The sequence below is a fragment of the Pseudomonas sp. GW456-L12 genome, assembly GCF_059424045.1.
In genome coordinates, this window is sequence record NZ_JBWKZA010000011.1 from 69,137 (window position 1) to 82,173 (window position 13,037).

Annotated in this window: 11 protein-coding genes; all 11 read left to right on the forward strand. The window is 66.8% G+C overall.

The window, feature by feature from the left end; genetic code table 11:
- Positions 1-12 precede the first annotated feature (12 nt).
- The 11 genes from AC07Y9_RS16125 to nirD all read left to right on the forward strand — a co-directional run bounded on the left by AC07Y9_RS16125 (position 13) and on the right by nirD (position 12,969).
- Positions 13-1,902, forward strand: a complete 1,890-nt coding sequence (locus AC07Y9_RS16125) for an IucA/IucC family protein (protein WP_173679777.1) — start codon at positions 13-15, stop codon at positions 1,900-1,902.
- On the forward strand, positions 1,896-2,669 hold the full coding sequence (locus AC07Y9_RS16130) for an HpcH/HpaI aldolase family protein (protein ID WP_102679781.1): 774 nt from the start codon (positions 1,896-1,898) through the stop codon (positions 2,667-2,669). Before AC07Y9_RS16125 ends, AC07Y9_RS16130 begins: the two co-directional genes overlap by 7 nt.
- A 4-nt stretch (positions 2,670-2,673) precedes the next feature.
- Positions 2,674-4,542: an IucA/IucC family protein gene (locus tag AC07Y9_RS16135; RefSeq protein WP_102679780.1), complete on the forward strand. Its 1,869-nt coding sequence runs from the start codon at positions 2,674-2,676 to the stop codon at positions 4,540-4,542.
- Positions 4,535-5,425 (forward strand): ABC transporter substrate-binding protein, encoded by an 891-nt coding sequence (locus AC07Y9_RS16140; RefSeq protein WP_102679779.1) that lies wholly within the window; start codon positions 4,535-4,537, stop codon positions 5,423-5,425. The genes AC07Y9_RS16135 and AC07Y9_RS16140 overlap by 8 nt, the downstream gene beginning before the upstream one ends.
- The gene (locus tag AC07Y9_RS16145; RefSeq protein ID WP_102679778.1) at positions 5,422-6,411 is read left to right on the forward strand and encodes a FecCD family ABC transporter permease; all 990 of its coding nucleotides are present in this window, start codon (positions 5,422-5,424) and stop codon (positions 6,409-6,411) included. Before AC07Y9_RS16140 ends, AC07Y9_RS16145 begins: the two co-directional genes overlap by 4 nt.
- On the forward strand, positions 6,404-7,435 hold the full coding sequence (locus AC07Y9_RS16150) for a FecCD family ABC transporter permease (protein ID WP_102679777.1): 1,032 nt from the start codon (positions 6,404-6,406) through the stop codon (positions 7,433-7,435). Before AC07Y9_RS16145 ends, AC07Y9_RS16150 begins: the two co-directional genes overlap by 8 nt.
- Positions 7,436-7,445: 10 nt before the next feature.
- Positions 7,446-8,237, forward strand: coding sequence for an ABC transporter ATP-binding protein (locus tag AC07Y9_RS16155; RefSeq protein WP_102679776.1), 792 nt, complete (start codon positions 7,446-7,448; stop codon positions 8,235-8,237).
- Entirely contained in the window at positions 8,234-9,013 is a 780-nt protein-coding gene (locus tag AC07Y9_RS16160; RefSeq protein ID WP_102679775.1) for an IucA/IucC family C-terminal-domain containing protein, read from the forward strand. The genes AC07Y9_RS16155 and AC07Y9_RS16160 overlap by 4 nt, the downstream gene beginning before the upstream one ends.
- Positions 9,010-9,624 (forward strand): RraA family protein, encoded by a 615-nt coding sequence (locus tag AC07Y9_RS16165; protein WP_102679774.1) that lies wholly within the window; start codon positions 9,010-9,012, stop codon positions 9,622-9,624. Before AC07Y9_RS16160 ends, AC07Y9_RS16165 begins: the two co-directional genes overlap by 4 nt.
- 394 nt (positions 9,625-10,018) lie before the next feature.
- Positions 10,019-12,580, forward strand: coding sequence for a nitrite reductase large subunit NirB (gene nirB, locus AC07Y9_RS16170; RefSeq protein WP_102679773.1), 2,562 nt, complete (start codon positions 10,019-10,021; stop codon positions 12,578-12,580).
- Complete coding sequence (gene nirD / locus AC07Y9_RS16175) at positions 12,580-12,969, forward strand: nitrite reductase small subunit NirD (RefSeq protein ID WP_025808817.1); 390 nt, start codon at positions 12,580-12,582, stop codon at positions 12,967-12,969. Before nirB ends, nirD begins: the two co-directional genes overlap by 1 nt.
- The last annotated feature ends 68 nt before the right edge of the window (positions 12,970-13,037 follow it).

Below are 13,037 nucleotides of genomic sequence, written 5' to 3' on the forward strand. Positions count from 1 at the left end.
TTCGCACAAGGTATGAACATGGCGACTGCAATCTCGACAACCTCAAGCCAGCCCTCCGGCCCCGGTGCCTGGCTGGCCACGGTGGATGGGCGTATCGACGAAAAAGTCCAGCAGCGGGTGGTTGGCCAGCTGTTGCAGACCCTGCTGTATGAAGGCGTGCTGCCGTTCGACAGCCAGCCGCTGGAGGGCGGCCCGCACGGCCATGACAGCGGCCAGCGCCGTTTCGTGGTGCTCGGCATCGACGGCCAGCAGCAGCGGGTGGAGTACCACTGCAACGGCCTGCTCAGCGCCAGCTTCGATTTGATCCGCCTCGATTCCGCCAGCCTCGAACGCCTCGACAGCCGTGGCCAGCGCAGCGTGCCGGACCTGCACCAGGCCCTGGCCGAGCTGCTCGGCGACTACCAGGACAGCCCGCACCTGGGGCGTTTCATCCAGGAACTGGAGCAGACCCAGCTCAAGGATCTGCAAGCGCGCAGCCAGGGCTACCAGGCCGAAAAGCCGGCCCACGAGCTGGACGTGGACGCCCTGGAGCAGCACTTCATGGACGCCCACAGCTACCACCCGTGCTACAAGTCGCGCATCGGTTTTTCCCTGGCGGACAACCAGGCCTACGGCCCGGAGTTCGCCACGCCGATCGCCGTGGTGTGGCTGGCGGTGGCGCGCAACCGGGCCTCGCTCAACCATTCGCAGAAACTCGACTTCCCGGCCTTTATCCGCCAGGAACTGGGCGCCGAGCGCTGGCAGCAGGTCGAGCGACAACTGGCCAGCCAGGGCAGGGCGCTGGACGACTACCAGCTGCTGCCGGTGCACCCGTGGCAGTGGGAAAACCTGATTGTCTCGACCTTCTACCCGGAGCTGCTCAGCGGCGAGCTGATCTACCTCGGCACCTCGGATGACCAGTACAAGGCCCAGCAGTCGATCCGCACCCTGGCCAATGCCACGGCCAGGGAGCGGCCCTACGTCAAGCTGGCCATGAGCATGACCAACACTTCCAGCACGCGCATCCTGGCGCGGCACACGGTGTTGAACGGGCCGATCATCACCGACTGGCTGCAACAGCTGATCGCCAGCGACAGCACCGCGCGCCAGCTGGATTTCGTGATCCTCGGCGAAGTGGCCGGGGTCAGCTTCGACTACCAGCACCTCCCTCCGTCCCGCAGTCCCCAGGCCTACGGCACCCTGGGGGCGATCTGGCGTGAAAGCCTCCATCAGTACCTCAAGGCGGACGAGCAGGCGGTGCCGTTCAACGGCCTGAGCCATGTGGAGAACCGCTACGGCACAGGGCCGCAGCAGCCGTTCATCGACGCCTGGATCCGCCAGTACGGCCTGCAGGCCTGGACCCGCCAGCTGCTGCAGGTGACGGTGCCGCCGATCATCCACATGCTCTACGCCGAAGGCATCGGCATGGAATCCCACGGCCAGAACATCGTGCTGATCGTCAAGCAGGGCTGGCCGCAGCGCATCGCCCTCAAGGACTTCCACGACGGCGTGCGCTACTCGCCGGCGCACCTGGCGCGTCCCGAACTGTGCCCGGAACTGGTGCCGCTGCCGGCCAGCCACGCCAAGCTCAATCGCAACTCCTTCATCCTTACCGACGATGTCAACGCGGTGCGCGATTTCTCCTGCGACTGTTTCTTCTTTATCTGCCTGGCGGAAATGGCGATCTTCCTGCGCCAGCACTACCAGCTCGACGAAGGCCAGTTCTGGCAAATGACCGCCGAGGTAATCCTCGACTACCAGGACGCCCATCCGCAGCACCGCGACCGTTTCGGCCTGTTCGACGTGTTCGCGCCGAGCTACGAGGTCGAAGAGCTGACCAAGCGCCGCCTGCTGGGCGACGGTGAGCGGCGCTTCAAGTCGGTGCCCAATCCACTTCATGCCTACAGGCCGCAAGTATGCTGAGAAGCAACCAGCTGAAACGCAAACTGGCGGCCGGGCAAACGGTGTACGGGTTGATCAGTTCGATCCCGGCGCCGGCGGCCATCGAGCTGATCGCCGAGGCCGGGTTCGACTTCGTGATCATCGACATGGAACACGTGCTGATCAATCCGGAAACCGTCGAGCACATGATCCGCACCGCCGAGGCCTACGAGCTGACGCCGCTGGTGCGGGTCGCCGACCTCAATCCCAAGACAATGCTGCGCCTGCTCGACGGCGGCGCCCAGGGCATCGTGCTGCCGATGATCGAATCCGCCGAGCAGTTGCAGGCGGCGATTGCCGCCTGCAAATACCACCCGCTGGGCCAGCGCAGCCTCAACGCCGGGCGCCCCGGCAGTTTCGGCAAGCACAGCCTGGCGCAGTACGTGGGGCAGGCCAACGAACAGATCATGCTGGTGGCGATGATCGAAAGCGCCGCCGGCGTGCGCAACGCCGCGCAGATCGCCGCGGTGCCGGGCCTGGACATGATCCTCGAAGGCGCGGCCGACCTCTCGCAATCCCTCGGCATGCCCTGGCAGATCGACCAGCCGGCGGTCCAGCAGGCCCTGCTCGATGCCTGGCAGGCGGCGGACCATGCCGGCGTGCCGTACTGCGCCATTCCCCGACAGCAGGGCGATCTGGGCCGCTGGCGCGAGCGCGGGGTCCGGGCCTTTGTCCTCGGCGACGAACGCGGCATTGCCTTTCGTGCTCTCCAGGCCAGGTTGGCCACCCTTTCTCTAGAAGGAAAATAATCCGATGAACTTCACAACCATGGCCGCCGAGCTGGTGATGCAGGACCTGATCGATTGCCTGCTCGCCGAAGACTTCTTTGGCCGCGAACCCTTGCCGTTGCTGACCGCCAGCCAATGGCGCCAGGCCCATCCAGAAGCCCCAACCCTTGAAGGCGCGGATGCCCGGCAGCGGATCTGGGAATGGTGCTGCGACGCCCAGGAACAGCGCTTTATCAGCATCGCCCTGCGCCCGGGCATCACCCAGCAGTGGGAAAAGGTTCCGGGCACGCAGGTTCTGGCCCGTCAGGAGCAGCGCTGGACGGCGCTGGGCCCGGTGGATTTCATGCGCCGGGTGTTCACCGGCATGGGCCCGCGTTTCCAGGACAATGAAAAGGGCCTGACGCTGTTCCTCGAAGTGCTGCATATCAGCGTCTGGCAGACCGCCTTGTCCCTGGAGCACCGGGTCGACCACCAGGGCCTGATGGCCCAGGACGGCGCCACTTTCTTCCGCACCATGGAGCAGTGGGCTTCGCTGCGCGATCGTCCGTACCACCCGCTGGCCAAGGCCAAGCAGGGTTTGCTGCAGGCCGAATACCAGCAGTACCAGGCCGAGTTCGCCCATCCGGTGGCGTTGAACTGGGTGGCGGTGCACAAGAGCCTGTTGCAAGGCGGCGAGGGCGTGACAGACCTGGAACAGGTCTACCCGGCGCGCTACCTGTTGCCGGAAACCTTGCAGGAACGCCTGGCCGGGGAGCTGCGCGAGCGCGGCATTGGCGACAGCCATGTGGCCTTGCCGGCGCACCCGTGGCAGTTCGAGCATGTGTTGCCGGCGCAGCTGGGCGATGCCTTCGCCCGTGGCGACTGCCAGCGCCTGGACTTCAGCGAGGCCACGGTATTCGCCACCTCGTCGCTGCGCTCGATGACCCCGTGTTTCGCCAGCGCCGACTACCTCAAGCTGCCGATGGCCATCTATTCCCTGGGCGCCTCGCGCTACCTGCCGGCGGTGAAGATGATCAACGGCGGCCTCAGCGAGGCGCTGCTGCATCAGGTGCGGCGCCTCGACCCGGTGCTGGAGCAGAGCCTGCACCTGTGCGACGAGAGCAAGTGGTGGGCCTTCATGCCGCCCCAGGCGACCCTGTTCGACGAGGCGCCGCGGCACCTGTCGGCGATGGTCCGCGGTTACCCGCAAGCCTTGCTCGACGACCCGGACTGCCGCCTGCTGCCGATGGCCGCCCTGGGCACGCCATTGCCCGGCAGCAACCGGCACTTCTTTGACGAGTGGATGCAGTACCGCGAACTGCCGGTGACCCAGGCTTCGGTGCTGACCCTGTTCGGCGAGCTGTGCCAGCGCTTCTTCGACGTCAACCTGCGGATGTTCCGCCTCGGCATGCTCGGCGAGGTGCACGGGCAGAACGCGGTGCTGGTGTGGAAGGCCGGCCAGGCCCAGGGCCTGCTGCTGCGCGACCACGATTCGCTGCGCATCTTCGTGCCGTGGCTGGAGCGCAACGGCATGGCCGACCCGGAATACCGGATCAAGAAAGGTCACGCCAACACCCTGTATCACCAGCGTCCCGAAGACCTGCTGTTCTGGCTGCAGACCCTGGCGATCCAGGTCAACGTGCGGGCGATCATCGACACCCTGGCCCAGGTCTACGCCGTGCCGGCGACTGCATTGTGGAGCGCCTTGCGCCAGGTATTGGACGGGCTGTTGCAGAGCATCGAGTTCGACGACGAGGCGCGGGCAATGATCAAGCACCAGCTGTTCGAAGCGCCGCGCTGGCCGCAGAAGCTGCTGCTGACACCGATGATCGAACGCGCCGGCGGCCCGGGCAGCATGCCGTTCGGCAAGGGCGAAGTGGTCAACCCGTTCCAGCGGCTGGCTCCCGATGCCTGAACCGCTGATCCATCCCGGCAGGCGCACGCTGTTGCGCCTGTCCCTGGGGTTGCTGGCCTTGCCACGGATCGCCCGCGCCGAACCGCTGCGCCTGGTCACCCTGTTCCAGGGCGCCACCGACAGCGCCGTGGCGCTGGGCGTGACGCCCTGCGGCGTGGTGGAGTCGTCGAGCGAAAAACCGACCTTCCGCTACCTGCGCCCGGCGCTGGCGAAGGTTCCTCATGTCGGCCTGGAAACCCAGCCTAGCCTTGAGGACATCGTGCTGCTGGAGCCGGACGTGATCGTCGCCTCGCGTTTTCGCCACCAGCGCATCGCGCCGCTGCTCGAACGCATGGGCACGGTGCTGATGCTCGAGGAAGTCTTCGAGTTCAAGCGCACCCTGGCGCTGATGGGCGCGGCCCTGAACCGTCAGCAGCAGGCCAGCAGCCTGCTGGGGCAATGGCAGCAGCGGGTGGCGCGTTTGCGCGAGCAGTTGCAGGTGACTTTCGCTGGGCGCTGGCCGCCCACGGTGTCGGTGCTGGATGTGCGTGAAGACCATGTCCGCAGTTACCTGCCGAGCAGTTTCGCCGGCTCGGTGCTCACGGAGCTGGGCTTCGCCTGGAACCCGGTCGCCCGCGAGTCCCGGGGCACCTATATCAAACTCACCAGCAAAGAGAACTTGCCCGTGGTCGATGCCGACCTGTTTTTTGTATTCCAGCGCGACAGCCAGGCGGTGCAGCACAACTATGAACGGCTGGTGCATTACCCGTTCTGGCAACAGCTGCGCGCCGTGCAACAGCAGCAGGTGTGGCGGGTCGATGGCATCGCCTGGAGTTTCTCCGGAGGGATCCTCGGCGCCAACCTGATGCTCGACGACATTGCCCGCCTGGTGGCGTCTTCATGAGCCGTGGGCTGAAACTTGGCCTGGCGCTGGTCGTCCTGCTGCTGTGCGCTGGCCTGAGCCTGGCGGCCGGGGCGACCTGGATCGAACCGTCGCAGTTGCTCAAGGGCTTTCTGCAACCGGACAGCCTCAGCGCCGGCCAGCAGTTGATCTTCAACAGTCGCTTGGCGCGCACCCTGATGGCCGTCGCCGTGGGTGCAAGCCTGGCGGTGGCGGGGGCGCTGATGCAGGCGCTGACCCGCAACCCGCTGGCATCGCCGGGGTTGTTCGGGGTGAATGCCGGGGCGACCTTCGCGATCATCCTGTGCTCGTCGCTGTTTGCCCTGTCGTCCATGAGCCAGTGGCTGTGGTGCGCCTTTATCGGCGCCGCGCTGGCCGGCAGCCTGGTGTGGCTGATCGGCAATCGCGGGCAGGGCAGCCTCAACCCGCTGCGCATCGTCCTGGCGGGGGCGGCGATCACTGCGTTGTTTTCTGCCTTCAGCCAGGCGCTGCTGGTGGTCAACGAGGAGGGGCTGGACACCGTGCTGTTCTGGCTCGCCGGGTCGTTGTCCGAGCGTGACCTGGGGCTGGCCGCACCGCTGCTGATGGGTGTCGCGCTGGCCTTGCTCGGCGCGTTGCTGCTGGCCGGGCAGGTCAATGTGCTCAATGCCGGAGAAGCCATCGCCATCGGCCTGGGGCAGCGCACCGGGTTGATCCGCTGGCTGATGAGCGTGCTGATCATCGGCCTGGCGGGTAGCGCGGTGGCGCTGGCGGGCAGCATCGGTTTCATCGGCCTGCTGGTGCCGCACATGGTGCGCAAGGGGCTGTCCATCGACCATCGCTGGTTGCTGCCGGGGTGCGCGGTGCTGGGGGCGATCCTGCTGTTGCTGGCCGACACCCTGGGGCGCCTGGTGATCCTGCCGCAGGAGGTGCCGGTGGGGGTGATGACCGCGTTGTTCGGTGCGCCGTTCTTTATTTTCCTGGCCCGTCGTGGAGGCCGTTATGAATAACACCCTGACCCTGCGCACCGCCGGCTTTTCGCGGCGCATCGACCTGGCGACCCTGTGGCGGCTGTTGCTGGCCGTGCTGGCGACGGCGCTGGTGATGCTCGGCGCCTTGTCCCTGGGCAAGCTCGACCTGTCGCCGCTGACCGTGCTGGAGCTGCTGTGGCGCGGCGGCGATCCGCGCCTGCTGTTCATCGTCGAGCAACTGCGCCTGCCGCGCCTGCTGCTGGCGGCCCTGGTCGGCGCGGCGCTGGCGGTGTCCGGCCTGATTTTGCAGAGCATCATCCGCAACCCGCTGGCGTCCCCCGATCTGCTGGGCATCACCAGCGGCGCCAGTGCCGCGGCGGTGCTGTACCTGTCGTTCTTTTCCCTGCTGCTGGGCCCGCAGTTCTTGCCACTGGCGGCGATGCTCGGTGCCGGGCTGGCGGCCCTGGCCATTTACCTGCTGGCCTGGAAGCAGGGCACCTCGCCGCTGCGCCTGGTGCTGATCGGCGTCGGCGTGTCGGCGCTGCTGGCGGCGGTGACCACCTTTGTCCTGGTGTTCAGCCCGCTGACCACCACCTTGTCGGCCTATGTCTGGCTCACCGGCAGCGTCTACGGCGCCAGCTGGCCGGAGCCGCGGGCCCTGGCCGGCTGGCTGCTGGCGATCCTGCCGTTGCTGGTGTGGCTGGCCCGCCAGGTGCGGGTGCAACAATTGGACGATGCCTTGGCCCAGGGCATCGGCGTGCGGGTACAGTGGCTGCGCGCCGGCCTGTTGCTGGTCAGCGTGGCCCTGGCCGGGGCGGCGGTGGCCTGGGGCGGGGCGATTGCCTTTGTCGGGCTGATCGCGCCGCACATCGCCAAGCGCCTGGTGGCCCCGGGCTTTGCCGGGCAGGCGGTGATGGCGGCGTTGGTCGGCGCCAACCTGGTGATGCTTGCCGACCTGATCGGGCGCACCCTGTTCCTGCCGCTGGACCTGCCGGCGGGGATCTTTGTCGCGGTGCTGGGCACACCGTTCTTTCTTTATCTTTTGATCAACCAGCGGCACTAAGGAATTCCCGATGTCCTCGATGGCAACCCAGCAACTGACCCTGGGCTATCAGCGCCAGGTGATTATCGACGGGCTGGACCTGCAACTGCCGGCGGGCCAGGTATCGGTGCTGATCGGCAGCAACGGCTGCGGCAAGAGCACCCTGCTCAAATCCCTGGCGCGGCTGCTCAAGCCGCAGCAGGGCTCGGTGATCCTCAATGGCGAGGATATCCAGCGCAAATCCACCGCGGCGGTGGCGCGCGAACTGGCGATCCTGCCGCAGATGCCCAGCGCCCCCGAAGGCATCACCGTGCGCCAGCTGGTGGCGCTGGGGCGTTATCCCTACCAGAACTGGATGCAGCAATGGTCGGCCCAGGACGAAGCCATGGTCGAGCGCGCCCTGTTGCAGACCGGCGTGCAGGCGCTGGCGGAGCGGCCGGTGGACGCCTTGTCCGGCGGCCAGCGCCAGCGGGTGTGGATCGCCATGACCCTGGCCCAGGACACCGAGATCGTGCTGCTCGACGAGCCCACCACCTTTCTCGACCTGGCGCACCAGATCGAAGTGCTGGACCTGCTGCGCGAACTCAATCGCCAGGAGAACAAGACCATCGTCATGGTCCTGCACGATCTCAACCTGGCCTGCCGCTACGCCGACCATATGGTGGCGATGCACCAGCGCACCGCGTTCGCCCAGGGCCGGCCCGAGGAGATCCTGACCGAGGAACTGGTCAAGCAGGTGTTCGACCTCAATTGCCGGATCATCGCCGATCCGTTTTTCGGCACGCCGCTGTGCATTCCCTTTGGCCGGGAACTGCCGCGATGAACCTGCAAGCCGCCTTCAACCCGCAAGACTGGAGCGTGCTATCCGGGCCGTTGCGCCTGAAACCCATGGCCCAACGCGACCGCCAGCGCTCCCTGAGTGCCCGGGCCTTGCTCGACGATGAAACCTGTATCGCGCTGCTCGACCAGCTGGGGCCGGTGATCGGTTCGCCGACCCGGGCGATCACCGCCTCGCTGCTGGCCAAGCGTTTTTCCTTCCTCGCCACCGGCGCCTGCCTGTACGCCATGTCGGTGTGCGACCAGGGCCTGCTGCTGTCCCTGGACGACTGCGTGATCGAGTACGGCCACGACGACGGGCTCTGGACGTCGTCGATGCCGCTGGCAGACCGGCCGCCCCAGGCGTATGCCGCGGGCGAACGCGAAGCCTGGCGCGCTTCCATTGTCGAGTCGCTGTTCGCCGGAGTGCTGGCGCCGCTGTGGCAGACCTTCAACCGGGTCAGCGGCATTTCCCGGCGCATACTCTGGGAAAACACTGCGGTGCGGGTCTATTCGCTGTACGAAAAACGCATGGGCAAGGTCGAGGACCCGCTGATCCGCCTGCGCCACGAGGCGGACTTCGACTGGCTGCTGCAAGAGGCCGCGCCAGCGCTGTTCGGCCTGGACTACAACCCGCTGCGGCACTTCCGTCGGCCGCCGACGCAACTGGAGGAGGGCAAGAGCATCCGCTTTCGCCGCACCTGCTGCTTCTATTACGAGGCCACCGAGCCCGCCGAATACTGCTCGACCTGCCCGCTGCTGCGCCCGAGGAAATGCCGATGATCGCTCCACGCCAACACCACGCCAGCGCCGCCTTGCTCGAGCATTACCGCGGCATCGCGCCTTCGACCCTCGGCCACTTTGGCGATGAGGGTTACCTGCGCGGCATCCGCCCGCTGTTCGACGGGCTGCGCATGCTCGGCAATGTGGTCACGGTCAAGGTCTTCGCCCCGGATGGCGCCATCCTGCGCGACGCACTGCTGCTCAGCGAACCGGGGGACGTGCTGGTGATCCAGTGTGTGGGCGATCAGGAGTGCGCCTGCTGGGGCGAACTGCGCACCCTGGCCGGGTTGATCAAGGGCCTTTCCGGGGTGGTGGTGGAGGGCGCGGTCACCGATGTCGCCGCCCTGCGCGAGCATCGCCTGCCGCTGTTCAGCCGTGGCGTCAGCGCCTACACCACCCGCGGCATCGGCGAGCGGGGGGAGGTCAACCTGTCCATCGAAGTGGCCGGGGTGCGGGTCAACCCGGGGGATATCGCCATCGGCGACGACGACGGCGTGTTCATCCTCGACCGGCAACGGGCCGAGGCGCTGTTGCCGCAGCTGCTGGCCAAGGAAGAGCAGGACCGCGAGCGGCGCGCGGCATTCTTGCAGCGCCTGGCTGCCACCCGCTGACGCGTCGGCGAACCGGCCGGGTTTGCACTTTTATAAGGCTCGCGGCCCCGGCCTTGCACCAGGCTAAGGCGATTCCAGGCCCAGGGTAGGCTATCCGGGAGCCTTGCAGAATGACCGCGCAACCCCGCCAGCATGGCCTTTCAAGGCGTGCGGCGCAGCCTGGCACAAAGGCTGCAAGACAGCCGCTAACGCCCCACCGCGCATGTCGCGGGCGGGCCGCCCCCTCGGTCAACGCGGATCGATCGGCCAACCGGCCATGGGCACTCGGTGAGTCAGGCACAGCAGCCCGATCGCACACCGCAAATAACAGGCAAAGGCGCCTGGAACCGTGAGGTTTCAGGCGCTTTTTTTTGCTTAAAAAAAAACCGTGATTGGCTTGGGTCGGGTGCTATTTATGAATGCCATTGTTGCCCCTTTGAACACACACAAAACCCTGATCGTGATCGGCAACGGCATGGTCGGACATCATTGCGTCGAACAGCTGGTGGCGCGCGGCGCCCTCGAGCAGTACCGCCTGCACGTCTTCAGCGAAGAACCGATGCGCGCCTACGACCGGGTGCACCTGTCCGAGTATTTCACCGGTCGCGACGCCGAATCCCTGGCCCTGGGCGATGCCGCGCTGTACCAGGCCACGGGCCTGACCCTGCACCTGGGGGTGGCGGTGCTGCGCATTGACCGCGAGCACCGCCAGGTCATCACCGCCGCCGGCCCGGTGCATTACGACAAGCTGGTGCTGGCCACCGGGTCCTATCCCTTCGTGCCGCCGATCGACGGCGCCGCAGACGACTCGCGCCTGGTCTATCGCACCCTGCAAGACCTCGACGCCATCCGCGCCGCGGCCGCCAATGCCCGGCGCGGCGTGGTGGTGGGCGGCGGGCTGCTCGGCCTGGAGGCAGCCAACGCTTTGAAGAGCCTGGGCCTGGAAGCCCATGTGGTGGAATTCGCGCCGCGGCTGATGCCGGTGCAGCTGGACGAGCAGGGCGGTCGCGCGTTGAAGGCGCGGATCGAAGCCCTGGGCGTCGGCGTGCACCTGGGCAAGGGCACCCAGTCGATCAGCGCCGGCGAGCAGTACCGCTACCGGATGAACTTCGCCGGCGACGACTTCCTCGAAACCGACCTGATCGTGTTCTCCGCCGGGATTCGCGCCCAGGATGCCCTGGCCCGCGACTGCGCCCTGGAGATCGGCCCGCGTGGCGGCGTGATGGTGGACAACCAGTGCCTGAGTGGCGACCCGCACATCTACGCGATTGGCGAGTGCGCCAGCTGGAACGGCAGCATCTTCGGCCTGGTGGCCCCGGGTTACCAGATGGCCCGCAGCGTCGCCGCGCAACTGTGCGGCGAGCCGGGCGAGCCCTTCATGGGCGCGGACATGTCGACCAAGCTCAAGCTGCTGGGGGTCGATGTCGGCTCCATCGGCGACGCCCAGGGCCTGACTCCGGGCGCGCGCAGCTACCAGTTCATCGACGAGGCCACGGCCAGCTACCGGCGCCTGGTGGTGGATGCCAGCGGCAAGCAGGTGCTCGGCGCCGTGCTGGTGGGTGACAACAGTTACTACGACACCTTGCTGCAATACATGCAGAACGGCATCGCCTTGCCCGCCGAACCGGCCAGCCTGATCCTGCCGTCCAGCGCCGGCGCGCCGACCCTCGGCCCGGGCGCCTTGCCCGAATCGGCCACGGTCTGCTCCTGCCACAACGTGACCAAGGGCGCGATCTGCTCGGCCATCGACGGCGGCTGTTCCGAGCTCGGCCAGCTCAAGGTCCGGACCAAGGCCTGCACCGGTTGCGGCGGTTGCGCCGGCCTGCTCAAGCAGGTGTTCGAGCACGAGCTGATCGCCCGTGGCGTCAGCGTCGACAAGAGCCTGTGCGAACATTTCGCCTACACCCGCCAGGAGCTGTACGCGCTGGTGCGAGTGGAGGGCATCCTCAGTTTCGACGAGATGCTCGCCAAGCACGGTAGTGGCCACATCGGTTGCGATATTTGCAAGCCCGCGGTGGGCTCGATCCTCGCCTCGTGCTGGAACCAGCCGATCATGGACCGCTCCCTGGTGCCGCTGCAGGACACCAACGACACCTTCATGGCCAACATGCAGAAGAACGGCACCTACTCGGTGGTGCCGCGCATCGCCGGTGGCGAGATCACTGCCGACAAGCTGATCGTGATCGGCCAGGTGGCGAAGAAATACGAGCTCTACACCAAGATCACCGGCGGCCAGCGCATCGACCTGTTCGGCGCCCAGTTGCACCAGCTGCCGGATATCTGGGCCGAGCTGATCGCGGCCGGTTTCGAGACCGGGCATGCCTACGGCAAGTCGACCCGTACCGTGAAGTCCTGCGTGGGCAGCACCTGGTGCCGCTACGGCGTGCAGGACAGCGTGCGCATGGCCCTGGAGATCGAGGACCGCTACAAGGGCCTGCGCTCGCCGCACAAGCTGAAGTTCGCGGTGTCCGGCTGCACCCGCGAATGCGCCGAGGCGCAGAGCAAGGACGTCGGCGTGATCGCCACCGAGAACGGCTGGAACCTGTATGTCTGCGGCAACGGCGGCATGCGTCCGCGCCACGCCGAACTGTTCGCCACCGACCTCGACGACCAGACGCTGATCCGCTACATCGACCGCTTCCTGATGTTCTACATCCGCACCGCCGACCGCCTGCAACGCACCTCGGTGTGGCGCGAAAGCCTGGAGGGCGGCCTGGATTACCTCAAGGCGGTGGTGATCGACGACAGCCTGGGCCTTGGCGCCGAGCTGGAAGCGCAGATGCAGCTGGTGGTGGACCGCTACGAATGCGAATGGGCCAACGCCCTCAAGGACCCGGAAAAACTCAAGCGCTTCCGCACCTTCGTCAACGACCAGCGCCCGGACCCGGACATTCATTTTGTCGAGGAACGCGGCCAGCGCCGGCCGATCATGGCCGCCGAACTCAACCTGATCCCTGTCACCGAGGAGGTGCTCTGATGAGCCTGTCGCCAAGCCTGCAACCTATCGAAAGTGGATTCGCCGAGCAGCCCGGCGTGCAGTGGCAGGCGGTGTGCAGCCGCCAGGACCTGGTCAGCCACAGCGGCGTGGTGGTCTGGCACGACGGCGCCCAGGTGGCGCTGATCTACCTGCCGGATGCCGCGCAGCAGACCCTCTACGCCATCGACAACCACGACCCGCAGTCCGGCGCCAACGTGATCGGGCGTGGCCTGGTGGGCTGCATCAAGGATGAGCTGGTGATCGCCTCGCCCCTGTACAAGCAGCACTTCCGCCTGGCCGACGGCACCTGCCTGGAATACCCGGAGCAACGTCTGCGCACCTGGCCGGCGCGGCTGCGTGGCGACGTGGTGGAAATCGGCGTGCGCTAAGCCGCGCGCAACCCAGATCCATGCCTGACTCCGCGCCTTGTGGCGCGGGGCCGGAACCCCTGTTGCTC